Here is a 22,745-nt window from a genome sequence, read left to right on the forward strand (position 1 = left end):
TTTCCCCTGATCCAGATATTATATCTTGCTGCTCTTGGCTATGACAAATGGACGCCTGCTGTCTCCAACGAGTATCCGGTCTTTGCTGAGATGCACATCTTTGTCCATGATCACATTCTCAATCACGGCATTCTCTTCAATCACGCATTTCTGCATAATCACAGAATTAATAATTCTCGCACCCTTACGAATCTGTACGCCCCGGAAAATAACGCTGTTCTCCACCGTCCCGGCGATTACACAGCCGTTGGCCACCAGCGAGTTGCTGACGGACGCACTATCCAGATAACGGGTAGGTGCCTCGTATTTAATCTTGGTCTGCACCGGATTCTCTTTGAACAGGCCAAAGTAATTCTCCTGCTTCAGCAGCTCCAGACTGTTCTTATAGTAACTCTCCAGCGAATTGATAACGGCATGGTAACCCTTATATTCATAGGCGGAGATTTTGAATTTGTGGCGGTTCTTCTGAATGGCATCGCGGAAGAAATAGCTCTCGCCATGGGCGATGCAATGCTCCACCTGCTCCAGGAACAGCTTCTTCTCCATAATGAAGATGTCCAGATACACATTCGGATGATGCTTCTCATGGTGGATATTCGTTACTACATTGTCTTCATTAAGCTCGACCCGCAGGCACGGATCATGCTCCGGCTGAAGCTCGTCGATCTGCTTGTAGACCATCGTTACGTCCGCGCCCTGCTCCAGGTGATACTGATAGAGGTCCTGCAGATCCACCGTGTTAATGTGCTGGCTGCCGGAGAAGACGATGTATTTGGCCGAAGCCCTTCTGAAAAAATCCAGATTGTTATGATAATGCTGCAGGTCTCCCAGGGAGGTATCCGTAGGGTCATTCCAGTCCGGCGGCAGGATGAACAATCCGCCATGCTTGCGGTTCATATCCCACGATTTGCCGTCGCCGAGATGATCCATCAGCGACCGGTATTTGCGGCGGACGAACAGTCCCACGCTCTCCAGCTCTGCACGCATCATGTTGGACAAGACGAAGTCAATCAGCCGGTAACGGCTGGCGAAGGGGACCGCTGCCCCGCAGCGGAAATAGGTCAATTCATTTAAATTATCCAGTTCATGATCAAGATTAATTACGCCCATAAGCTCTTTCATCGGAATCCCCCGTCCTCTTGTGGTTATATGGTTTTGGCTGCTACAGATTTGAGCTTCTTGCTTCGTCTGTCGATCAGGAGGATTTCATCCTCATTCTCCCGGTCGACGCCGATTTCCATATTATCCTCAATGACCGTGTTCTGACTGATGATCGCTTTGTGAATTCTCACGTTCTTGCCGATCTTCACCTTGGGCATAATGACTGAATCGGTGATGACACTGCCTTCGCCCACTTCAACCCCGTAAAAGAGGACAGAGTGCTTCACCTCGCCATGCACGATGCAGCCCTCATTAATGATGCAGCTCGATACCTTGGCACCCGGTGCCACATATTGTGCAGGCTGATTCGGATTACGGGTGAATATTCTCCAGCCGGTATCATTCAGGTTCAGGGGAGGCGTATCGCTCAGGAGATCCATATTCGCTTCCCACAGACTGTCTACCGTACCTACATCTCTCCAGTAGCCTTCAAAAGGATAAGCGTACAGGGATTGGCCTTCACCCAGCATCATCGGAATAATGTCCTTACCGAAGTCATGGGATGATCCGGCGTTCTCTCCGTCCTCAAGCAGATGCTTGCGCAGAACATCCCATTTGAAAATATATACCCCCATAGAAGCAAGTGTGCTCTTAGGCTGGGCTGGCTTCTCTTCGAACTCGTAAATCTTCAGATCATCTTCCGTATTCAGTATGCCGAAGCGGCTCGCTTCCTCCAATGGAACGTCAATGACCGAGATGGTGCAGTCGGCGTTCTTGGATTTGTGATATTGCAGCATGGCATGATAATCCATCTTGTAAATATGGTCTCCCGACAGAATTAATACATGCTCCGGATCAAATTGATCCACGAACTTAAGATTGCGGTAAATGGCATCCGCCGTTCCCCGGTACCAGCTGCTTCCATTCTCCCGTTCATGCGGTGGCAATACGAATACGCCGCCATCCTTGCGGTTCAAATCCCAGTCGCTGCCGACTCCGATATACGAATGCAGCACCAGCGGTTCATATTGTGTCAGCACACCCACGGTATCGATGCCCGAATTCGAGCAGTTACTTAGGGGGAAGTCGATGATCCGGTAGGTTCCTCCGAAATAAACAGCCGGTTTGGCAATCGATTTGGTCAAACTCTTTAATCTTTTCCCTTGGCCTCCCGCCAATAGCATGGCTACCATCTCTTTTTTCTTCATGGAAGAGCCTCCTTGACTTATGGGTAATGGAACATGTAATAAATTAGGTTGAATGAGTGATGCTATGAAGTGTAGACCTAAGTAAATACCCTAAAAAGAAGTGTTGTGAAAAGATGTAGCCCAAAAGAAATGCAGAGACAGGATGAATACGGGTGATACGGGGAGGAAAACAGCTGATCGGGACATATTACCGGTTAAGCCGAATCAAAAGCAAAAACCAGGTTGTACCCTTTATTCTAATAGTGTTCTATACCCGCCGTCAAAACCCTTTATTGCCCGCCTTAAACTGATTAATTTCTAACTATATTTCATATTCATGGCGATATAAATCACTATAATTAGATTAACCATTATGATTAACCGCAATCAGCGCGAATGAATCGAAGGTTTGGCTCCAAAGACCTATTTTCAGCAAACCTTCAACCTGCGGCTTCAAACTATGGACATACTATACTTACTTAATTACTGGATCTGGAGGAATTGCTAATGAAAGCAGCCCAAGGTGTCCGGCTACTCCTGGTGGATGATGAGCCTCATATCCTTCAGTTCCTGGAGCTGGGCCTGATCAATGAAGGCTTTGAGGTACAGACCGCCGCAGATGGTGCTGAGGCCCTGGCAGCGGCGGCCGACTTCAAGCCGCATGTCGTTATTCTCGATGTGATGATGCCCGGCATGGACGGATTCGAGGTCTGCAGGTGCCTCCGTTCCGAGGAAGCGGAGGTGGCGATCATTATGCTGACCGCTAGGGATGAGGTAGACGACCGCGTCACGGGCCTGTCCCTGGGCGCAGATGATTACATGGTGAAGCCGTTCAGCTTCGAGGAGCTGCTGGCCCGGATTCAGGCCCGGCTGCGCAACCAGTTCCCCGGCCTGCTCGGCGAGGTCCGCTGCGGCCCCTTCCGGATTGACGGCCGCCGCAAGGAGATCCGCCATAAGGAGGAGGTGCTGGAGCTGTCTCCGACCGAATATGAGCTGCTGCAGTATCTGGTGATCAACCACGGACTGGTCCTGAGCAAGCCGATGATTCTGGACAAGGTGTGGGGCTATGACTTCGGCGGGGAGGAGAATATCGTGGAGGTCTATATCCGCTCCCTACGGGAGAAGCTCGGCGATAAGGAGCACCGGATCATCCGCACCCTGCGCGGGGCGGGGTACCGGGTGGATCTGATATGACTGCCCGGACCCGTAGATTCACGGGCAGATTCCATGCTCCGCGTTCCCTGCGCAAGCAATTGCTCGTCACCTCGCTGCTCATTCTCTCAGGATTGCTTATACTGATCGGCACACTCCAGTATGTACTCATGCGAAATTTCATATACAGCAACCGGGCAGAGGCGATGGAGACCCAGATACGCTCTGTGCCATTTGAAATCTTCAATAATGCAGGTAACAGACGGCCCGGGGGAGACCATCGTCCCCTGCTGCTGGACGCCCATACTACCCTCGCTATCTACAATCAGGATGGCGGCTTCATGGATTTGAAGGAAGAGACTCTGTCCGCTTCGCCTGCTCCGAGAATGAGCAATGAGGCCTATGACCAGCTGTTGAAGCTCCCCACGTTCAAGCCAAATGGGGACTACCGGCTCATTACCGCCGGGGATGGCAGCGAGCATCTGGCTGTCTTCATGAACCTCGGCAGACCGGGCGCTGCCCGGATGCTCCTGCAGATGACGGTGGAGACCGGACCGCTGAGGGATGTCATCCTGCAGCAGCTGCTTATCTTCGGCGCGTTGTCGGTAGCGGCTCTGCTGGCCGGGCTGCTGCTGTATTTACCTACGCTGCGCAAGACGCTGGTCCCCTTATCCAACATGGGGCGTTCGGCCCAGATTATCGATGCCGGCAACCTGAATGTGCGGTTCCCGAAGGAGCAGGGCCAGCTTGAGATCGACCAGCTCTCCCAGTCCTTCAACGGCATGCTGGAGCGGCTGGAAATTTCGTTCAAGAATGAGCGGGAGGCGAAAGAGCAGATGCGCCGGTTCGCCGCCGATGCTTCCCATGAGCTGCGGACGCCGCTGACGTCCATCTACGGCTTCCTGGAGGTGCTGCTGCGCGGAGCTGCCGATAACCGGGAACAGCTCTACAGCGCGCTCAGCAGCATGCACGGTGAAGCCAAGCGGATCAACAAGCTGGTGGAGGACCTGCTTCTGCTCGCCCGGATGGACGGCGCACCCCGGCTGCGGGTCAAGCAGGTGCTGCTGGACGAGCTGATCGACGACATGCAGGCGCAGCTCCGGGTACTGGCCGGAGAACGGCAGGTTGTCTTCGACCTGGCCTGCGGCATCCGGTGCCTGGTTGATCCTGACCAGATCAGACAGGTCCTTCTTAATCTATTCCACAATGCGGTTCAGCATACCGATTCGGTCAAGGGCATCATCCATATATCTCTGCACGCCGGGGGAGAACTGGCAGAGCTGACCGTAAAGGATAACGGCTCCGGCATCTCTGCGGAGCATCTCCCGCATGTCTTCAACCGCTTCTACCGCAGCGATTCCTCCCGCACACGCAAATACGGCGGCTCCGGGCTTGGGTTATCGATTACGAGGTCCATTGCCGAAGCGCATCAGGGAGAGGTGACGGTATCCAGCACTCCGGGTGAGGGCGCTGCCTTCAAGGTCTCCCTTCCATGCCTGCGGGATTAGCCAATGAGCTGTAAATAGCGATATAATAGTTCCAGGCTATCAAAACTTAAGCGTATGCTTCCGAAGCGAGTTTTGCGAAGTGATTCAATGAGGTTTAGGCTATCAAAACTTTTAGGAGGGTATCTCATGTACGAAATCGCCATTATCGGCGCCGGTCCTGCCGGTGCAAGCGCCGCCCTGTTCGCTGCCAAGGCCGGCAAAAAAACACTGCTGATTGACAACGACAAAGGTATGACCCGCAGAGGCTGGTATGAGAATTATTACGGAATTAGCGAGATTGGCGGACCTGATCTTGTAGAAACCGGACATAAGCAGGCCGTGAAGTTCGGGGCCGAGCTGGTTGCCGGACAGGCGGCCTCACTGGAAGCCAGCGGTGAGGGCTTCGTCATCGGGATGGAGAGCGGAGCTACTTATGAAGCTAAGCATGTCGTGCTGGCGACAGGTGTTCTGACAGATCTGGCTGCCGCAGCCGGGGTAACCACCAAGGAGGGTACGGAGCCAAGAATCAAGACGGTGATCGCCGCCACACCGGAAGGCAGAACCAACATCGACGGAATCTGGGCCGCCGGAACCGTTGCCGGAATGAGTGTCCACGCGATTATCACTGCCGGGGACGGCGCCAAGGTGGCCGTTAACATCATCAGTGAGCTGAACGGTGCACGGTATGTCGATCACGATTTGCTGAAGGCTTAGCAAATACAGCTGTTACATAAGAACCGCCTTTCCTTTTTGGAGGAGAGGCGGTTTTTTAATGTGGAAGGAATATGGTTATTTGTTGAGACTGGCGACTCTCTGCTCCTGCGCGCTCTGCTGCGGCCTGCCGCTGTAGAATTCCTGAACGATGTAGAGGGGGCGCCCCTTGGACTCATCATAGATCCGTCCGACATACTCACCCAGAATACCCAGCATGAGCAGCACGAACCCGTTGAAGGTCAAGGTGATCCCGATCATCGACGCCCAGCCCTTCACGGCCGCATCCGTAAAGAGCGCCAGATACAGTACATACATCAGGTACAGAAACCCGGATACGGAGAGCAGTGCTCCAAGAACACCCGCCAGCTTCAGCGGCTTATAAGAGAAGGAGGTAATGCCGTCCAGCGACAGCTTCAGCATCCGTCTGAACGGATATTTGGTCTCTCCGGCCAGCCGCTCCTCCCGCTCGTATTCTATCGCCTTCTGGCGGAATCCGACCCAGCTGACCAGACCGCGCACGAAGCGGTTCTTCTCCGGCAGACGCTTCAGCTCATCGCAGACTCTGCGGTCCATCAGGCGGAAATCGCCGGTATCCACCGGAATGGAGATATCGGTCGAATAACGCAGCACCCTGTAAAATAAGCTGGCCGACCATTTTTTGAACAGGGATTCTCCGTTTCGCTTGATCCGCTTGGCATACACTACCTGGTAGCCTTGCTTCCACTCCGCAATCATCTCCGGAATCAGCTCGGGCGGGTCCTGGAGATCCGCGTCAATGATCACGACCGCATCGCCCAGCGCATAATCCATACCTGCGGTAATAGCGACCTGATGCCCGAAATTGCGGGACAGATCGATCAGCTTCACACTTTCATCCCAATAGCTGTATTCCTCGATCATCTGCGCGCAATTGTCCGTGCTGCCGTCATTGACGAAGATCAGCTCGTAGGGCTCGCCTGTTATGCCCATTACTTTTTTGATGCGCCGGTAGGTCTCCTGAATAACAGCCTCTTCATTGAACATCGGTATGATAATGGAATAGCGCACTTGAACACTCATGGGCAGCTCCTCCTCAAAAGTAGTAAGGAAGCGCGCCGGCAAAGGGCCGGATATACGCGCTTCCTGATCTCCTGCTCCCGCAGGTTAGTTCAGGGTGATCTCGTACAAGGTTCCGGCATTGCCGCTGTTCTGCGTCCCCTGCCAGTCTGCGGCCGGAACCTCCGTCCCGTTCGCGGTAATCCATTCCGTAATCTCCGAGCTGCCGCCGCCCCGCATCCCGCCCATGCCGCCGCTGGTGACCAGGAAGTACTTCACTTGCCCGCTCTCTACAAGCTCCTTCAGAGTGGCTGGGGTGTAGGGCGTATCTGATGCATTGAAGCCGTTCAGGATGACGACCTGCTCCCCTTCGTCGATGATATACGGGCCTGCCGTTCCATAATCCATCGCTGCGAACAGATATTTCTCGCCGGTATTATGCTCCTTGAGATAGGTCAGCAGAGACTCATTGATACCGGCAGTGTTGTTCCTTCCGCCCCCGCCCATGTTGGCTATGTTGGGCATGTTGGCTATGTTGGGCATTCCGCCCATGTTGCCCATTGCACCCATCCCGAAGGAGCTGCCGCTATCCGGCCCTGCTGCTGGAGTCATGCTATTATTTCCATAGACAATCGGTGTAAATGCCCAGTAGAGCGGGCCAATCAGCAGCACCAGGAACCCTGTTACCGCAGCGGCATGTAACCAGAAGGGCTTATCGCGTACCACCTTCAGCAGCCGCAGAATGACCAGCAGTACCGTCATGGCAAGACCTGCTGCCAGAATACCGGTGGACCAGCCGCTGCCGATGGTATCGTCGTACGGACGGATAATGTACACCTCAAGTACCGTTGTAGCCAGCACCGCTGCGGGCAGCAGCCAGGACAGCCAGGCCTTCCGCTCCTTATAGTAGCTCCAAAGCTGAGACCAGCCTGCACCTGCCAGCGCCGCCACCGGCGGAGCCATCATAATCAGGTAATACTGGTGGAAGAAGCCTGCGATGCTGAAGAATCCCATGACCGGGACCAGCCAGGCCAGCCAGAAGATGGCTTCCTTATGCTGCCGGGTGAAGCTCCTGCGGCGCAAGCTGGCCAAGATTCCGATGCTGCCGAAGAGCACGAACGGCAGCAGCCAGCTCGCCTGGCCGGACAGCTCCTGCTGGAACAGCCGCAGCGGACCGGCAGTGCCGGTGTTGAACATGCCGCCGCCGTTCATCCCTCCGCGTCCGTTCGGGCCGCCGAATCCGCCTTCCGCTCCTTCTCCGCGCCGTCCGCCGTCCTGACCGCCCGGCACCATTCCGCCACCGCGTCCGTTCTGGCCTGGAGCAGTCCCGCCGCTGTCACGGCTCTGATTGTCCCCGGCGGCGGAATCACGGCCGGTCGTCGCCCCTTGCCCGTCTGCGCCCCCTTGTCCGTCAGCTCCATCCATGGGCGGGAATTCACCGCCTAATTCCGGCATTTCCCCGTTCATTCCGGGCATGCCGCCGAAGCCGCCGCTCCCGGCTCCTCCAGTGCTGCGGTCACCGGTCAGACGGGACACACCGTTATAGCCAAAAGCCAGATTAAGCACAGAGTTGGTGCCGCTGCTCCCGATGTAAGGCCGCTCATCTGCCGGAATGGAATCGACAATTACAGCCCAGGATAGAGACACTGCCAGCAGTACGGCAGTGCAGGCTGCAAGGGTGCCGGTCTTCTTTTTCCAGTTCACCTTGGCTGCCAGAAGATAGAATAGATAAAAGGCCGGAAGAACCATATAAGCCTGCAGCATTTTCTCATTGAAGGCGACACCGATGAGCCCGAAGGCGGCGAGCAGGCTGCCCGTCCGGTGGGTCCGGGTGCCTCGGAAGAGGAACCATGCCGCCAGCAGCAGCGTGAACACCAGCAGCGCATCAATATTGTTCGTCCGGCTTACCGCCGCTGCTACCGGAGTAGCCGCCATAACGAGCGCTGCAAGCCGTGCAGCCGCCTGTCCGAAGGCAGGCTTCACCAGCAGATAAATTAAGAGTACCGAGCCTATGCCGCCGAGCACCTGCGGCAGAATGACACTCCAGCCATGCAGGCCGAAGACCAGCGCGCTTAAGGTCTGCAGCCAGAAGGTTACCGGCGGCTTATCGACCGTTACAGACCCTGCTGAATCCAGGGAAGCGAAGAAGAAGTTATGGAAGCTCTGCAGCATGCTGCCCACTGCGGTTGTATAGTACGTATTGGCATATTGGTCATTCCAGATTCCGTATCCGTACAGGACGGCTGCCAGCAGCATAATCATTACCAGTACAACATCGGTACCCGGCCTCTTCAGTATTTTCATCGTTTGATCCACTCCGATTCGTTCATTTCTTAGGTGTATTATGGCATCCGTACCTTAACCGGTAATGAATGCCCGCTGAATGTTTGCTGAACGTGCCGTACACGCCAAATACCCCACCAAGAGATACATCCTGGTGGGGTATTTGGGAGAGCTGCTATTTCCTTTACGGCTTACGGGCCAGCGCTGCTACCTTGTTCAGGGTGTTCCAGTTGCGTGCGGTAAGCGCCGTTCCCAGCAGCTTGTCGAACGGCACCTTGAACAGCGGCGACTCGCTCACACTCACTTCATAGAAGGCATACAGCTCCCTGCCGATCACCCGCACCTTATCGGCTCCATCCTCATAGGGACGGAGCTTCTCCAGTGCTTCAGCGGCTGGCTCCGCTGCCAGAAACGAGACGTACAGGCGCTTGTAGGCTTCCTGTTCACTCTGCGGGAACGGATTACCGGCGATGACCGCCTCCAGCTCCTCCAGAGAACGGATGATGACAGGCACCTCCAAGCCGAAGGTCTCCTGAATCTTCCCGCTAATCATCTCCGCCAGCCCGTCGCCTGTTAACGCTTCACTCTCAAATATAACATTGCCGCTCTGGATGTAGGTGCGTACATTCCTGAATGGAAGCGTTCCGAGCATGGCCTTCAGATCCTGCATTTTAATTACTTTGTTGCCGCCGACATTGATGCCGCGCAGCCATGCAATGTATGTATTCACCTGCATTCTGCGCCTCCTCTATACAGTCTGTTTCCCGCAACGCTATGCCCTCAGGCGTCTGCGGATCTCGCGGACCAGCAGCTCCTTCTCGGGAACCGAAAGTCCCTCAACCAGCCGTGCGGCTGCTACCGGCAGTATCCACGGGTTAATATCAGCAAGCGTCAAGCCTGACAGCTTCAGGTATCTGCGGAGATATTGCGCGGTCAGCCTTTTTCTGGCGAACCCCAGTAACCCCTTAGCGAACACAGAAGCCTGTTCAGGCATGGCCCCGATACGGAACATGATTACTGACCGTGCCACATCCGCTGCAGGATTGCCGCGGACGCCGGTCATCCAGTCAATGACCCACAGCTTATCATCCATCAGGATGTTGTCTGGGTGGAAATCTCCATGACACAGCTTCTCCCCGTCCGGCAGCCGGGCAAGCCGGGACAGAATCTGTGTCTTCTCCTCTGTCGCAAGCATCGGTGCGGCGATAATTTGCTGTTCCAGCCGCTTCTTCTGCGCCCCGGCTTCGCCCATGCCATCGAGCTGATGAAGGCTGTGATGCAGGCCGGCCATCTGCTTGAAGCCGCTGAAGTTCAGCCACGGCTTCCGGTTCATCTGCTGTAACAGAGTAGGACCGGCGATCTGCTGATACACAATTCCCGGTCTGCCCTCTACCACTACCCGCTCATGGGGCTGCGGAGTAGCAACACCTTGTTCATACACACACTTACTGAAACGGTATTCTAAGTCCACATGCTCTTCCGGAACGTCATCGCGGTACAGCTTAAGAATCTTTCCTTCCCCGTACTCCAGCACTTCAGCCGTTCTGCCTTGACCGATTACCTTCCCCTGCATATCAATGCCCTCCCGGCTAATCCAGACTGATCCGCGAGTAAATGCTCTCATCTCCCTTTATAGTGAATCGCGGAAAAACTCATGATAGAAATTAATAATAACCAGCAGCACAGCCAGCGATTCGTTGACACTGTCCACTTCCAGAGCGTGGTTGGCATCGTCAATCCTGTATACTCTTACCTGCTTCATGCTGCTAAGCTCGGCGGGATGCTGCCCGGTGAACATCGGGTCACTCCCGCCGTAAATCACACTGCCCCGGCTCTGCCGGATGAACGGAAGGCTCTCCGCAACAGGTGTAAGGAACAGATGCGAGACCTTCTCGCCCATTCCGGGCTCCGACGCCACCTTACCGGCAATAATCGTCCCCATACTCTTGCTGATGAACAAAAGCTGCTCGTAGTCGGGAAGTGAAGCAAGCGCAATCTTGCATTCCTCGGCAACAATATCAATCTCTTCGCGCTTGAAGGCCACTCTGGCAGCCTGGTAGCCGTATTCTAACAGCAGCAGGTCACAGCCGTATTCCCGGGCCAGCTTGCCCGCATAATCCAGCAGCGGCCGCTCGGCGGAATAATTCTGTCCCGGAAACACCACCGCCAGCACCTTGGAGCCTTGAGTAATAAGCTTATGTCTGACCTCTCTGCCCCAATGTGAGGACATTACAATGCTGGATACGCTCATCTATCATCCACGCCTTTCCTACCTGTTCTATGAGATTCTCTCTTGCCTCTCATTATAGCTAACTTCAGGACAGGTTGAAAATCGGACAGCCCCGCATGGGCGGGGCTAGGAGATGGCGCTTCTGCGTTTATGATCCTTCCGGCTGCTGCTCCGGAAGAGCCTGCTGCCTGCTGCTCCTTCTGCGGGCGAGAAACTCCGCTGTAAGCCACAGCAGTACAGGGATAAGCACCTGGAACGGGAGTGCATATATCTTGTAGATATGATACGCGAAATACTCCATTTCCATAATATTGGAATAGATAAAATCCGACAGATAGACCATGATCAGCCCCATCTGAAGCACAACAGAACGGTAGCTCCCCAGCTTGAATACCTTCGCTATCCCGTTGCAGGTTACATACAGGCACAGACTGACCTTGACGAAGAGCGCCGTAACAAACACTATGGCCGCCGAGCCCTCGATCCGGGTAACGAAATCGCCGATATTAATCCGGCTGACCGCCACGTAAGAGGGGAAGTACAGACCGGACAGAATATCAGGGCCAAGTATCAGCAGGTTACGCAGCGTGATCATAATAATGATCCCCCCTGCAATCAATGTGCTGCTGACCAGCACCCGCTTGGCAGAGCCCTTGGCCGGAATGGCGCTGAATGCGCCCAGAAAGACCACAATCTCGGCAAAGGGGAAGGTGAACGAGCCTGCTGTATCTGCAAGAATAAGTTCAAACCTTGTATTGAGTAGCGGCTTCAGATGATGGTATTCAAACTTGGGCACTGAGAGCAATTGCAGGGTTACAATCACAATTAGCGAGAATAACAGGAGAAACTTAGCACTTCTTCCAAGCACCTCTATCCCGGCGTGGACGACCCAGATACAGAGCAGGCCAATCATAAGCATGGGTGCGAGCATCGGAGTTGCAGTTAAGGCCACGGTCTTGCTGAACTCCCCGAAATTGCGCAGCACCAGCGCTCCCAGATGCAAAGCATACCAGATATACAGACAGGAAAGCATCCGTCCCAGGACGGAGCCGAACACTGCAATCAGCATGTCAAACAGATCCTTGCCCGGAAACAGGACATGGAGTCTCGCATAGACGAGCATAAGCGGAACGGCCAGCAGAATCGCCAAGAGTTGGGCAATCCAGCTGCTGTTGCCGGACTGTGACGAAGTTCCCAGGAACAGGGAAGCGCCGGTGACAAATAATATAGCGATGCTGATGGACTGTCCAGCCGGAATAGTCTCTTTGCTCACACTCTCCTCCTCCTTCAGCGGTGCGCTCTAATATAGCTTTTTCACCCATTCCACAAACAGCGGGGACGGACTGGGAATCTCCCAGCGCATCGACAGTGCGAAGGCCAGCCCGAAGGAGATCAGGTACAGGGCGGAGCAGACCAGGAAATCCCGCTTCATTCCCTTCTTCCGCAGCCCATATGGATCAATTACAGCGATCAATGCGTAGATCAATATCACGTAAATGAACATACTTAATCCCCCAGCCGGATGGCCCGCGAAGTCTTGGCACTGCTCTGTATCGTCACCTTGGACTTAACGCTCACTTCAAGACCGGCAAAGACCTCAGGCCAGTGGTCCTTCACTTTGGCCCAGAGCTTAGGCTGGTTCTCGTACAAGCTCTCGCCAAAGCCAAAAATATCAGCCTCATATTGCTGCTGCATCTTATGAATTAACGCCAGAATATCCGCCTGCAGCCGCTCAGCTGCCCTTTGCTCGATATCCTGAATCGTCTCATCCTTCAGGAATCCCTCCGGTGTCATCACCTCATCCAGCCCTGTCTTGGTTACTGTATGAATCTGTATCTGGAGCTTGCCATCCACTATTGTGTGCTTCAGCTTGGAGTGATTGGAGATAATCTCCAGGGAATACGCCGGATTCCCCCGCTTATCATCTACAGCCAACACCCCTCCCTGCAGTACATTTTTGACGATAAGCATCGTCTTCGTCTCATCGCCGCTCAGTTTGCCCACCATCCGGTCCTTCACAAATACGGCGGTACCTGCCACCCTTTCGCTCTGCTCACCATTTTTCCGGTGAATATGAATGATTGGGGCCGTCGCATTAATCCCTGAAGTCTCCAGCTTATCGATGAAATCCCATATCTCCACCGTCGGGGCGTTGTTCGTATACTTCTCATCACGCATCATCTGGGCCAATTCAAAGGACAGGATTGCTTCCGTGGTGCTTTTCATATTCAGGATCTCACGGGCCGTCTTCTCTCCAGACACGAAGATGAACACATCCGAGCGGGTCTCCGTGTCCCGGCTGTACCAGTCAATGACTTTGACTAGCCCCTCTCTGGCGGCTTCCTCACTGATGATTATGGCCTTCGCATGACTCCAGAAAAGCTTCTTGCCGGTCATAGAGATCATATTGCGGACGATTTCAAACATCGTATTCCCGCTGAGGCTGACCATCTTGTAGCCCGCCTGAGCCTTGTCCGCCGACCCGCCTGTATCCACAATCTCTGCTGTGAGCAGCAGCTTCCCATCCTCATTCTTATCAATGGCCACTCCGGCTACAATCGCCATATCATCCACCTCGGCATAATTCCAGCAGCCGGTGAGTCCCAGGCTCAGCAGCAGCAACAGTGAGATAAGAGAGGTACACCCTCTCGGCAGAGATCTCATGACCGCTTGGCCGGTCTCTTGGACGGCTTCCGTCTTCGGTTACGCATTCCAATCACCGCAGGCCGCAAATTCATATCCCACCAGGGCGCACGAATGGTTGTATCCTTAATATCCTGGGGGCGGATCGAGCCTACCCCAAGCATGTAAGAGACGCCGAAGGAGCGCAGGCTCATCAGATGAATGACCAGACCAAGCAGACCGAAGAAATATCCGTAGAGGCCCAGGAAGAAGGTGCTGCCCAGCAGCGCCAGTCTGGCGATGATCAGCGGCCCGGTCAGCCTTGGATTCAGCAGCGTCGTTATCCCTGTCAACCCCACCACAATGACCATCGGCGCACTGACAATCCGCGCATCCACGGCAGCCTGGCCCAGCACCAGCGCCCCGACGATGCTTACAGCCTGGCCAATCGATGTCGGTATCCGTGCCCCCGCTTCCCGCAGCACCTCGAAGATGGTCAGCATAAGCAGCGCTTCAACTATGGTTGGAAAAGGCACCGATTGCCTGGCAGTCGCAATACTAAGCAGCAGCAGGGTGGGAACCATCTCCTGGGCATAGGTTACAAGGGCAATATAACCGGCCGGGATACTGATCGACATGAAGGCTCCCAACACTCTAAGCACACGGTTAAACGATGCAAAATAATAGTTGATATAATAATCCTCACTGGCCTGGAAGTTCTCAACGAATACATAAGGAACGGTCAGCGCAAAAGGGGTGCCTTCGACGAGGACCGCAACCCGGCCCTCCATGATTTTGCTCACGAGTGTGTCCGGCCGTTCGGTACTTCCAACGGTTTCAAACGGAGAGTAGGGCTCGTCACGGATCAGCTCGGACAGATAACCTGTGTCCAGAATAAGATCAATTTCTACCTTCTCCAGCCTGTCATACAGCTCCTTAATAATATCGGGAGAGGCCAGACTTCCCATATAACAGATACAGGTCTGCGTCTTGCTGCGTGTTCCGATTTCCATGAATTCGATTTTCAGATCCGGGTCCCGCACCCTGCGGCGGATCAGGGTCAGATTCACAAGCAGCGATTCGGTGAAGCCCTCACGGGGGCCACGCACCGTTTTTTCCGTAGTAGGCTCTTCTATCGCTCTGGAGTCCCAGCCCTGAACATTGATGATAAGCCCTCCGGCATAGCCTTCCAGCAGCAGCACCGCCTTCCCGCTGACGATCGCCCCTATCAGTCCATCCAACTCCTCGGAGACCATGACATCCGGGGTATCAATGACAGTCATCCGGATTCTCTCCATTAGGGCTGCAGGGTCCCGGTGCTCTTGTTCTGCGGGCTGGTAAGCGAGTATCGGCTTGATGATCCCCGTCTGAATCAGATTCCGGTCCACCATTCCATCGACATAGATTAATCCGCAGCGGACGGGAGCACCCTGACTGTTCTCTATGATCCTTACTCTCAGTGTCCCGTCGTTATTGAAAATCTTCCGCAGCCGTTCCACCGTCTCCTCCAGCGAAGGGCTTAGCGGAGGATGCGCGGACAGGGTACCGGCAGCTTCACTATTCAGTGCAGAATGCTTGTTCTTCACTGCTATCACTCCTGTCAGAGATCTATTGCTCTGATTATCCCCCGTCTCTCTGACTCCTATTCGCCAGAATTTACTGCATGGGAGAGGCAGATGCCGCCCGGCCCTTGAACGGCACAGCAAATAAGCCCGCTCTGTAACAGAGGGGCAGGCTGGACCAAGCTTCGTATAATATCGTCAGCCGCTGCTCCACTAAGGCAAATCCTCCTTGCAGCAGCCGCTTTATGTTATGGTTAGTACAGTTAGAAATCAGCGGTGGGACTGTTACAGACAGAGAAAGGTAAAAGGAGCACGTAAAATGACACCATTCACGCGAAAAGTAATTCTCATTATTCAGTCGATCCCGGAAGGCTCCGTCATGACCTACGGCGGGATTGCCCGGGCGGCCGGAAGTCCCCGGGCGGCCCGGCAGGTCGTGCGCATTCTGCATTCCATGAGCAGGAAGTACAAGCTGCCGTGGCACAGAGTCATCAACGCCAAGGGTATGATCTCGCTCACCGAAGACGAATCCGCCTCCCTACAGCAGCTATATTTAACCGGAGAGGGCGTTATCTTCGATGAACGGGGCGTGGTTGACCTGGAGCGTTACCAGTATGTTCCGGAGCTGGACATGGACCTGGAGCTTCCGCCTGAACCCGGCGATGAGGAGGACACTTAACCTGTCTTCCTCCGGCCCTCGGAATAACTCCTGCGGCCCCCGCCCGCCAGCCCGTTCAGCAGGCAATACATCGTGGCATAAATCACCAGCAGCACAAAGGCGACGAACAGGCTGAAGAACACTGACTGCCGGTTCAGACTGTCCATGACCAGCCGGTAGAGCTGATGGCGGTCCGTCAGCACATCCCAGCTGTTCAGCCGGTAGACTCTGCCGAGCAGGACGCCGTAGCCGCCCATGACACAGGCGAACAGGACGAAGACCCATGAGAGCAGCATGTTGCTTTTCCGGTAGATCACGTGCTGGAACTGGTACAGGGAGAAGAATCCGGTCAGCCAGCCGCTCCAGGTGAACAGGAGGAGGGTGGTCAGATCATACCAGTACCGGTTCTGGATCGTTCCGCCGACGATATACTTGCTTTTGCGGACAGTCAGATGGATCAGATCCGTCATAATATAAGGCGCATTCGGAAAAAACAGCAGCCAGGCTACGCCCAGCGGCAAAATCAGCAGCCCCCCGATCTTCCGCTTATCCAGCTCATGCGCGGCCATGGAGAAGAAGAACGGCACCCAGGCCAGAAACAGATTCCAGAGCAGAAAGGCATAGAACGTATCCGTCTGCAGCGAAACAACGCGGTATACAGCAAGTGTTGCCGCCGTCATAGCAGCCAGAAGGATGAAGACCTTGGTGTAATTCAGTTCTTTCATGAAGGATAATCCCCTTACCTTGATATAGTCCATTTATGTAATTGTACAAATATGGGGCTTGATAGTCCAATATCGGGGGCTGTACCCTCACGCTGCGCATTGTGGTCAGTTTTGGTTTTTCACATACATTTGGCCTATGCGCCACCTCCGCCTAACTCTGCCACTCCTGAGACTTTTCTCTCTCTCTCACCAGCCGCTTGTATGAAGCAGCAATGTTGCACATTATGCAGGATTTATCTATAAATGTTACTGGCCCTTACCCCAAAAATAAAAAAGCAGCGCCACCCCGAAGGGAAACACTGCTTGTGTATGATTTACCCTAGCTGCAACTGCTGCCTGCGGACCGGCAGCCAAGGTTGCCTTGTACCCGCATTGGCCCTGCAGCGCGCAGGTTATACTTATACCCCGCCGCTCAGCTTGCGGGCCACCGCCGGAGTGCGCCCCTTGAAGGCAGCGCTGCGCGATGAGGATTCCTCCAGCCCCGAGAGGGCGCTGCATTCTCTGAAGGCCGCATGTTCGCAGCCCCGGCAACGGCTGGGATTCACGCTTCCCAGCGCATCATTGATCGCTTCGCCGGTATGATCATAGAACTGGGCTGCCCCAATCCGGTCATACAGTCCTGTCTTCTTCAGCAGCTCCAGCGGCTGGCTCTGGATGCCTGAGATCATCAGCCTGCCGCCAGCGTTCTGCAGCTCCTTCACCAGCGCAGCCAGATTGGCCTCGCCTGTCGTATCCATCAGCGGCACCTTGCCCATGCGCAGCAGGATAAGCTTAGGCTGATCCGGGCCGAGCTCGGGCATGGTGTGGTCGAAGCGGTAGGCAGCGCCGAAGAACAGCGGTCCCTCCACATTGTAGATTCCGATCTGCGGACAGTCGTGGCTCTCGGTTACCATATGGGCCTCGACCTTGACGGAAGACGGGTCAGGCAGCACCTTGGAGATTCTATGCACCTCACCCATACGCTTGACGAAGAGGACAACGGCCAGGATCAGCCCCACCTCTACCGCCACGGTCAGATCAGCGAATACCGTCAGCAGGAAGGTAATCGCCAGCACCAGTGAATCCCCGGTCTTCAGCTTCAGCAGGTGGAGAAATTCCTTGCGTTCACTCATATTCCAGGCTACGACCATCAGAATCGGGGCCATCGCTGCCAGCGGAATGCTGGAGGCGTACGGGGCGAACAGCAGCAGGATCAGGAACACCACCACACCGTGAATGATCCCGGAGAGCGGAGAAGCGGCACCGCTGCGGATATTGGTGGCGGTTCTGGCAATCGCACCGGTAGCCGGTATCCCGCCGAAGAGCGGCGCGGCGATATTGGCGACCCCCTGGCCGATCAGCTCACGGTTGCTGTCATGGCGGCTGCCCGACATGCCGTCGGCCACGACTGCGGAGAGCAGCGACTCAATGGCTCCCAGCAGCGCAATGACAAAAGCCGGACGGATCAGCAGCTTGATCTTCTCCCACGTAATGACCGGGAAGTGAAAGCTGGGGAGTGTATTCGGGATATCTCCGTAGGCAGAGCCGATGGTCGTCACCTTGCCGCTGAAGAACAGGGCTGCGATAACCGTGGCACACAACAGTCCAATTAGAGAACCCGGCACCTTCGGGGCAAACCGCAACCCCAGCACCACTACGGCGAGACATACCCCCGCAGTCAGAATACTGTACAGATTGATTGTGGAGAGATGCGCCCCGATCTCCTTCATATTGTCGATGAAGCTCTCATGCCGCTTCATATCCCTCAGGCCAAGGAAGTTCGCAATCTGCCCGCTGAAGATAATAACGGCAATCCCGGCCGTGAAACCAATGGTCACCGGCTTCGGAATGAACTTAATCAATACCCCAAGCCGCAGAACACCCATCAAGACAAGAATCACCCCGGCCATCATTCCGGCAATCAGCAGATTCTCATACCCGTACTGCATGGCAATAGCGAACAAAATAGGAATGAATGCACCCGTAGGCCCGCCAATCTGAAACCTGGACCCGCCAAATAAGGAAATCAGTATGCCGGCCACAATAGTTGTATAGATTCCGTACTCCGGCTTCACACCGGAAGCAATAGCAAATGCCATCCCAAGCGGGATGGCAATAACGCCGACGATTGTCCCTGAAATGATATCCTTGCGCAGCGAAGCAATGTTATAGCCTTTGAAACGGCCCCACCCTGTCATCCTCTAACCTTCTTTTCTCTGAATATCTGATTATTTGAATATAATACCCACATTACTCCTGCCCGCTGCTCTTGTCAACGGGGTAATCCGCCCCCGGAGGCCGGGGTTATTCGCTGCGGATGCCTTCAAGCAGGGAAATGGTACTCACCAGATGATTGTCGAAGATCTGTCTGGCTACAGCCAGAAGCTCCTTAATCAGAGGATCACGGAGGGCATAGATGACAGTGGTCCCTTCCTTGACGCTGGTGACCACATTTTTGGCCCTGAGGACGGCCAGCTGCTGGGATACCGCAGAGCCTTCCGAACCCAGGATCGCCTGCAGCTCGTTCACATTCTTCTCGCCTTCGCTAAGCAGCTCCAGAATCCGAATCCGCATCGGGTGAGCCAGCGCCTTGAAGAATTCCGTCTTAAATTGTTGAATATCGCTGTTCATCAGACTTCTGCTCCTTATGCTGTTACTTGTTTCAATCTATATTATATTAGCTCATTTGCCTGAAGGTGGCTATGCCGGGGCAGGAAATAGTTCGTCCGCCGGGGGCCCTGCGGCCCCTAGAGATTCACCGGATACAGCCTGGCTTCACGGGTCCTCAGCTCGACGAAGCCGCCCAGTGCCATCGGTTCGCCCAGGCATTCGAACATGATCAGGTCGCTACCGATCCGCAGATAACCCGTGCCGTCCTCCTCTATATTTTCCAGCACGCCTGTCAGGATGACCGTATCCCCTTCGATACGCAGGCCAAAGGCACCGCCGGGAGCAGGCACAATATCGACCCAGCTCATGAACAGCGCCGGCAGCTCCCATTCTGCCACCCATTCCTCACCCGGCTGAACAGGCGGTCCGCACCAGATGGCTCTGGCTTCCCCCCATTCCGCTGCCGCGAATCTGATTTCCCCGGTCCGGGGACCTTGTCCAAGAATGTGTATGTTCATCTTCATTAGCTCCATCTTCGTTCATTGGTATAACGTCATTATACATGACCGGGCGCAGGAGAGGATATCAGGTGTAATTCTGTGTTGCTTTGTTCAGATAGGTGCTGGGATGCAGCCAAGGATGCTTGAAGAACTCGTGTTTGCCGGTGATCCGGCGCGATACGCTGAGGTCATAATCAATCATGTGCTTCACTTTCTCGGCGAGGCTTCTGCCCTTCACCAGCAGGCCCAGCTCGTAATCATGGCAGGCACTCCGTTCATTAATATTATAAGAGCCGTGAAATACCGCCTGCGCTCTGTGGTCGTAGATGATTTTCCAGTGGGAGAAGCGTTCAGTCGCACTATAATCATAGAAGGATACGCCGTTACAAAAGGGAACGTACATGTTGCTGCGCACCGCCGCCCGGTTCGTCGGATGATCATTAACCTCCAGCGGATTGCAGATGGTGAGATGGCAGGCGCGCTCCGGCCCCACTTCACCCAGCCGGTCCCAGAAGGCCTGATCGATCAGATACGGATTCACAATAAGGGTCTCATCGGCCGCATAGGTGATCACATCCAGAATATATTGCTGAATCAGATTCACCGGGTTGCCGGGAAAGCTCGCGAAGAGAGTACACTCCTCCTCCCCAAATGCATAGTCCACCGCAGGACGATAGAAGGGTGACGCCAGGTCAAAGTGATCTCCCCCGAGCAGCAGCCACCTGGAGTGAAAAACAGCGTTCAGCGACTGGGCTACAGCCCCCTGAATCCTGAAGCAGCCGTCATGCCATTCCTCTTCCTTGGCGGGGATACCGAGCGGACGTCCATCTACCTGCTGGCCCGGGGCTTCCTGAATGGGGGTGGCAAACGTATACTGGTCCCCGATATTCAGACTGCCGATAATGGAAGTTATTCCGTCTATAATCATGAATTTGCGGTGGTCAATCACATTCAGCCCGGTCACCTCCACATCCTCCTGAACCTTATCCTGCAGAAAAAGGATGCTCTCAGGCACGCCCTGTGACTTCAGCACTTTGCGCTTCGCAGCCCATTCCTCTGCACCGTAATAGGAGTGGAAGGTATCCAGCAGTTTTGCACCTGCCTGCTCCAGACGCCCGGCAATCTTGGAGAATTGCCCCACCTCCAGGTTCTGGCCGTATCCGAGCGCAGTGACCGTATAATTCATCATGATTCTAACCTCTACTCCGCGTTCAAGTGCATGAAGCATCTCATCCGCGATAAGGTTCCCTGAATGGTCATTGAAGAACAGCATCACGGACAGATGAATGTAACGCTCAGCCTTGCCGATCTCGCCGAGCAGCATGTCCAGACATTGTGGTCCGTTCACATAAGGATCTACCCGGTTATGCCGGGTGATCTGCGGGGCCAGAGCTCTGAGCTTACCGGAATCGAGTCCTTCTACTGTATCCGCGAGCTGATTAAGCCATTCCTGGCTTATACCCGGCAGCTGTTCGAGCTGCTGCATATCCGTTATGACGCCCCCGCACTCCTGCCGGTAAGCGCGCGCGGTATCACTTTGCAAAAGAGGGGCAAACGCCGGCTCCGCCTCCTCCGCACCTTCGGTGAGTGACGCCAGGGAGCCGCCCGAAATATGATAATTCACGTAATCTATGAGATCCTGCTGAAGCTGCCCGTCCTGCCCGGCAGCAGCAGGGATTGAGGTTAACCGGTGATTGGTATGTAGATTAGTCATGCTGTCTTCATCTCCTTCGTTCTTCCCCGCCTTGCTTCGTCAGCAAATGACAATCCAAGTAAGGGTAAGGTAAGATACCCGGCTTGTACGTTTTATAAACGGCATGGCGTCTTGCAAAAAAAAGGATGCCACAGCAGTCAATAGACTGCCGGAGCATCCCGGGATTCCAGATCGTATAGGGTGAACCGCTTAATTCGTAATTATTTACTCAATTCCTCAGCGCTATACACCTTAACATCAAGCGGTGCGGTCAGGAACTCTCCCGCTTTGGCGGCGAAGCCGGTGAAGTGAGGGCTTGTGTTATGAGCGGCAACGGCGGCCTGATCACGCCAGGTCTCAACCATGATATAAAGACTTCCGTCTGCTGCATGCTTATACAGCTCGTAGGACAGGTTCCCTTCTTCTTCGTGCGTGGCGGCAATCAGCGGCTTCGCTGTGGCCAGGAACTCTTCCTCCCGTGCAGGATTCACATGAAGCAGCGCATGGATAATTAACATTGGTGTATTCCTCCTAAGTTAGGCTTGGGCTTATTTCCACTGGGCAATCGTGTCGATAGGCAGACGGACGGAGGCGTAACCCTCTTCCAGCGCTTTACCGATCGAGATCAGCATGACCGGAATGTAGCGTTCTTTGTCCATACCGAACAGTTCAGCGATCTGATCCTTTTCAAATCCGCCGATCGGATTGGTGTCATATCCGTGTGCGCGGGCGGACAGCATCAACTGCATGGAGACCAGCCCCGCGTCAATCATCACGGTCTCTCTGTTCACATCTGCGGGCAGCTTGGCGAAGTGGGCGCCCAGGGCGGCCAGCTGTCTTTCTTTCACCTCGGCAGGCATAAGTCCGCGTTCTACAGCCGTTCCGTAGATTTGTTCAGCGTAATCGAAGTTATTCATATCACCGAATACGGCAATCACCGCTGCGGAGGTTTCGACCTGAGTCTGGTTGAACTTGGCAATAGGGGCCAGCTTGGCTTTGGCTTCCGGGCTTTCGATGATCACAAAACGCCAAGGCTGCATATTCACGGATGAAGGTGCCAGCGTAGCTTCTGTAAGAATCTCTGTCATTTCCTCTTTGCTGATTTTGACGGATGAATCATATTTGCGGATCGAGCGGCGTCCTGTAATAATGCTGATGTAATCATTGTTTTTGGTAGTGTTCATATGAATTAGCTCCTTTATGGGTT

The 22,745-nt window shown here is 54.5% G+C and carries 22 protein-coding genes; 4 read left to right on the top strand and 18 right to left on the bottom strand.

Annotation, left to right across the window (positions count from 1 at the left end):
• Nucleotides 1-18: 18 nt before the first annotated feature.
• Nucleotides 19-1,122: a glucose-1-phosphate adenylyltransferase subunit GlgD gene (glgD, locus tag MKY96_RS25860; RefSeq protein ID WP_340757339.1), complete on the bottom strand. Its 1,104-nt coding sequence runs from the start codon at nucleotides 1,120-1,122 to the stop codon at nucleotides 19-21.
• A 23-nt stretch (nucleotides 1,123-1,145) separates the two neighbouring features.
• Nucleotides 1,146-2,309, bottom strand: coding sequence for a glucose-1-phosphate adenylyltransferase (locus MKY96_RS25865; RefSeq protein WP_340944870.1), 1,164 nt, complete (start codon nucleotides 2,307-2,309; stop codon nucleotides 1,146-1,148).
• Nucleotides 2,310-2,795: 486 nt separating this feature from the next.
• Between MKY96_RS25865 and MKY96_RS25870 the strand changes: the two genes are divergently transcribed.
• The 3 genes from MKY96_RS25870 to MKY96_RS25880 all read left to right on the top strand — a co-directional run bounded on the left by MKY96_RS25870 (nucleotide 2,796) and on the right by MKY96_RS25880 (nucleotide 5,641).
• Nucleotides 2,796-3,482, top strand: a complete 687-nt coding sequence (locus MKY96_RS25870) for a response regulator transcription factor (protein WP_340944871.1) — start codon at nucleotides 2,796-2,798, stop codon at nucleotides 3,480-3,482.
• Entirely contained in the window at nucleotides 3,479-4,948 is a 1,470-nt protein-coding gene (locus MKY96_RS25875) for a sensor histidine kinase (RefSeq protein ID WP_340944873.1), read from the top strand. The genes MKY96_RS25870 and MKY96_RS25875 overlap by 4 nt, the downstream gene beginning before the upstream one ends.
• Nucleotides 4,949-5,074: 126 nt before the next feature.
• Nucleotides 5,075-5,641, top strand: coding sequence for an FAD-dependent oxidoreductase (locus MKY96_RS25880; RefSeq protein WP_340944875.1), 567 nt, complete (start codon nucleotides 5,075-5,077; stop codon nucleotides 5,639-5,641).
• A gap of 75 nt (nucleotides 5,642-5,716) precedes the next feature.
• Here the strand turns inward: MKY96_RS25880 and MKY96_RS25885 are convergent, their stop codons facing one another.
• From MKY96_RS25885 to MKY96_RS25925, 9 genes are all read right to left on the bottom strand, one after another.
• Nucleotides 5,717-6,700 carry a glycosyltransferase family 2 protein gene (locus tag MKY96_RS25885; protein ID WP_340944877.1) on the bottom strand — a complete coding sequence of 328 codons (984 nt, stop codon included), beginning with the start codon at nucleotides 6,698-6,700 and terminating at the stop codon, nucleotides 5,717-5,719.
• Between the two features lie 84 nt (nucleotides 6,701-6,784).
• A complete protein-coding gene (locus MKY96_RS25890) occupies nucleotides 6,785-8,980 on the bottom strand; it encodes an ArnT family glycosyltransferase (protein ID WP_340944879.1) in 2,196 nt (731 codons plus the stop codon).
• 163 nt (nucleotides 8,981-9,143) lie between these two features.
• Complete coding sequence (locus MKY96_RS25895; RefSeq protein WP_340944881.1) at nucleotides 9,144-9,695, bottom strand: DUF1697 domain-containing protein; 552 nt, start codon at nucleotides 9,693-9,695, stop codon at nucleotides 9,144-9,146.
• A 36-nt stretch (nucleotides 9,696-9,731) separates the two neighbouring features.
• A complete protein-coding gene (locus MKY96_RS25900) occupies nucleotides 9,732-10,532 on the bottom strand; it encodes a phosphotransferase family protein (RefSeq protein WP_340944882.1) in 801 nt (266 codons plus the stop codon).
• Nucleotides 10,533-10,589: 57 nt separating this feature from the next.
• Entirely contained in the window at nucleotides 10,590-11,189 is a 600-nt protein-coding gene (locus MKY96_RS25905; protein WP_340944885.1) for a hypothetical protein, read from the bottom strand.
• A 148-nt stretch (nucleotides 11,190-11,337) separates the two neighbouring features.
• The gene (locus MKY96_RS25910; RefSeq protein WP_340944886.1) at nucleotides 11,338-12,462 is read right to left on the bottom strand and encodes a GerAB/ArcD/ProY family transporter; all 1,125 of its coding nucleotides are present in this window, start codon (nucleotides 12,460-12,462) and stop codon (nucleotides 11,338-11,340) included.
• Nucleotides 12,463-12,489: 27 nt separating this feature from the next.
• Nucleotides 12,490-12,693 (bottom strand): hypothetical protein, encoded by a 204-nt coding sequence (locus MKY96_RS25915; RefSeq protein ID WP_076083870.1) that lies wholly within the window; start codon nucleotides 12,691-12,693, stop codon nucleotides 12,490-12,492.
• A 2-nt stretch (nucleotides 12,694-12,695) separates the two neighbouring features.
• Nucleotides 12,696-13,853, bottom strand: coding sequence for a Ger(x)C family spore germination protein (locus MKY96_RS25920; protein ID WP_340944888.1), 1,158 nt, complete (start codon nucleotides 13,851-13,853; stop codon nucleotides 12,696-12,698).
• Nucleotides 13,850-15,397 (bottom strand): spore germination protein, encoded by a 1,548-nt coding sequence (locus MKY96_RS25925; protein WP_340944890.1) that lies wholly within the window; start codon nucleotides 15,395-15,397, stop codon nucleotides 13,850-13,852. The genes MKY96_RS25920 and MKY96_RS25925 overlap by 4 nt, the downstream gene beginning before the upstream one ends.
• Before the next feature lie 295 nt (nucleotides 15,398-15,692).
• Here MKY96_RS25925 and MKY96_RS25930 point away from each other — a divergent pair, with 295 nt between their 5' ends.
• Nucleotides 15,693-16,052, top strand: coding sequence for an MGMT family protein (locus MKY96_RS25930; RefSeq protein ID WP_340944891.1), 360 nt, complete (start codon nucleotides 15,693-15,695; stop codon nucleotides 16,050-16,052).
• On the opposite strand, the gene MKY96_RS25935 is transcribed toward MKY96_RS25930, so the two are convergent.
• The 7 genes from MKY96_RS25935 to MKY96_RS25965 all read right to left on the bottom strand — a co-directional run bounded on the left by MKY96_RS25935 (nucleotide 16,049) and on the right by MKY96_RS25965 (nucleotide 22,722).
• Nucleotides 16,049-16,756, bottom strand: coding sequence for a DUF1361 domain-containing protein (locus MKY96_RS25935; RefSeq protein WP_340944893.1), 708 nt, complete (start codon nucleotides 16,754-16,756; stop codon nucleotides 16,049-16,051). The two genes, MKY96_RS25930 and MKY96_RS25935, sit on opposite strands and share 4 nt — an antisense overlap.
• 398 nt (nucleotides 16,757-17,154) lie before the next feature.
• A complete protein-coding gene (locus MKY96_RS25940) occupies nucleotides 17,155-18,933 on the bottom strand; it encodes a SulP family inorganic anion transporter (protein WP_340944895.1) in 1,779 nt (592 codons plus the stop codon).
• Nucleotides 18,934-19,039: 106 nt separating this feature from the next.
• The gene (locus MKY96_RS25945; protein ID WP_036700195.1) at nucleotides 19,040-19,366 is read right to left on the bottom strand and encodes an ArsR/SmtB family transcription factor; all 327 of its coding nucleotides are present in this window, start codon (nucleotides 19,364-19,366) and stop codon (nucleotides 19,040-19,042) included.
• 116 nt (nucleotides 19,367-19,482) lie between these two features.
• Complete coding sequence (locus MKY96_RS25950) at nucleotides 19,483-19,863, bottom strand: hypothetical protein (protein WP_340944898.1); 381 nt, start codon at nucleotides 19,861-19,863, stop codon at nucleotides 19,483-19,485.
• Nucleotides 19,864-19,930: 67 nt separating this feature from the next.
• The gene (locus MKY96_RS25955; RefSeq protein WP_340944899.1) at nucleotides 19,931-21,559 is read right to left on the bottom strand and encodes a phospholipase D-like domain-containing protein; all 1,629 of its coding nucleotides are present in this window, start codon (nucleotides 21,557-21,559) and stop codon (nucleotides 19,931-19,933) included.
• A gap of 200 nt (nucleotides 21,560-21,759) precedes the next feature.
• Nucleotides 21,760-22,056 carry a putative quinol monooxygenase gene (locus MKY96_RS25960; protein ID WP_209993686.1) on the bottom strand — a complete coding sequence of 99 codons (297 nt, stop codon included), beginning with the start codon at nucleotides 22,054-22,056 and terminating at the stop codon, nucleotides 21,760-21,762.
• A gap of 30 nt (nucleotides 22,057-22,086) precedes the next feature.
• Entirely contained in the window at nucleotides 22,087-22,722 is a 636-nt protein-coding gene (locus MKY96_RS25965; protein ID WP_340944900.1) for a nitroreductase family protein, read from the bottom strand.
• Nucleotides 22,723-22,745: the final 23 nt, after the last annotated feature.

The sequence above is a fragment of the Paenibacillus sp. FSL R7-0302 genome (assembly GCF_038006885.1).
Lineage (GTDB): Bacteria > Bacillota > Bacilli > Paenibacillales > Paenibacillaceae > Paenibacillus_AQ.

What these genes read in the sequence shown, in the direction of transcription:
- MKY96_RS25865 (WP_340944870.1), bottom strand. Translation starts at nt 2,309, where the DNA reads ATGAAGAAAAAAGAGATGGTAGCCATGCTATTGGCGGGAGGCCAAGGG.
- MKY96_RS25920 (WP_340944888.1), bottom strand. Translation starts at nt 13,853, where the DNA reads ATGAGATCTCTGCCGAGAGGGTGTACCTCTCTTATCTCACTGTTGCTG.
- glgD (WP_340757339.1), bottom strand. Translation starts at nt 1,122, where the DNA reads ATGAAAGAGCTTATGGGCGTAATTAATCTTGATCATGAACTGGATAAT.
- MKY96_RS25895 (WP_340944881.1), bottom strand. Translation starts at nt 9,695, where the DNA reads ATGCAGGTGAATACATACATTGCATGGCTGCGCGGCATCAATGTCGGC.
- MKY96_RS25965 (WP_340944900.1), bottom strand. Translation starts at nt 22,722, where the DNA reads ATGAACACTACCAAAAACAATGATTACATCAGCATTATTACAGGACGC.
- MKY96_RS25935 (WP_340944893.1), bottom strand. Translation starts at nt 16,756, where the DNA reads ATGAAAGAACTGAATTACACCAAGGTCTTCATCCTTCTGGCTGCTATG.
- MKY96_RS25940 (WP_340944895.1), bottom strand. Translation starts at nt 18,933, where the DNA reads ATGACAGGGTGGGGCCGTTTCAAAGGCTATAACATTGCTTCGCTGCGC.
- MKY96_RS25930 (WP_340944891.1), top strand. Translation starts at nt 15,693, where the DNA reads ATGACACCATTCACGCGAAAAGTAATTCTCATTATTCAGTCGATCCCG.
- MKY96_RS25905 (WP_340944885.1), bottom strand. Translation starts at nt 11,189, where the DNA reads ATGTCCTCACATTGGGGCAGAGAGGTCAGACATAAGCTTATTACTCAA.
- MKY96_RS25875 (WP_340944873.1), top strand. Translation starts at nt 3,479, where the DNA reads ATGACTGCCCGGACCCGTAGATTCACGGGCAGATTCCATGCTCCGCGT.
- MKY96_RS25900 (WP_340944882.1), bottom strand. Translation starts at nt 10,532, where the DNA reads ATGCAGGGGAAGGTAATCGGTCAAGGCAGAACGGCTGAAGTGCTGGAG.
- MKY96_RS25890 (WP_340944879.1), bottom strand. Translation starts at nt 8,980, where the DNA reads ATGAAAATACTGAAGAGGCCGGGTACCGATGTTGTACTGGTAATGATT.
- MKY96_RS25915 (WP_076083870.1), bottom strand. Translation starts at nt 12,693, where the DNA reads ATGTTCATTTACGTGATATTGATCTACGCATTGATCGCTGTAATTGAT.
- MKY96_RS25950 (WP_340944898.1), bottom strand. Translation starts at nt 19,863, where the DNA reads ATGAACATACACATTCTTGGACAAGGTCCCCGGACCGGGGAAATCAGA.
- MKY96_RS25885 (WP_340944877.1), bottom strand. Translation starts at nt 6,700, where the DNA reads ATGAGTGTTCAAGTGCGCTATTCCATTATCATACCGATGTTCAATGAA.
- MKY96_RS25870 (WP_340944871.1), top strand. Translation starts at nt 2,796, where the DNA reads ATGAAAGCAGCCCAAGGTGTCCGGCTACTCCTGGTGGATGATGAGCCT.
- MKY96_RS25955 (WP_340944899.1), bottom strand. Translation starts at nt 21,559, where the DNA reads ATGACTAATCTACATACCAATCACCGGTTAACCTCAATCCCTGCTGCT.
- MKY96_RS25960 (WP_209993686.1), bottom strand. Translation starts at nt 22,056, where the DNA reads ATGTTAATTATCCATGCGCTGCTTCATGTGAATCCTGCACGGGAGGAA.
- MKY96_RS25945 (WP_036700195.1), bottom strand. Translation starts at nt 19,366, where the DNA reads ATGAACAGCGATATTCAACAATTTAAGACGGAATTCTTCAAGGCGCTG.
- MKY96_RS25880 (WP_340944875.1), top strand. Translation starts at nt 5,075, where the DNA reads ATGTACGAAATCGCCATTATCGGCGCCGGTCCTGCCGGTGCAAGCGCC.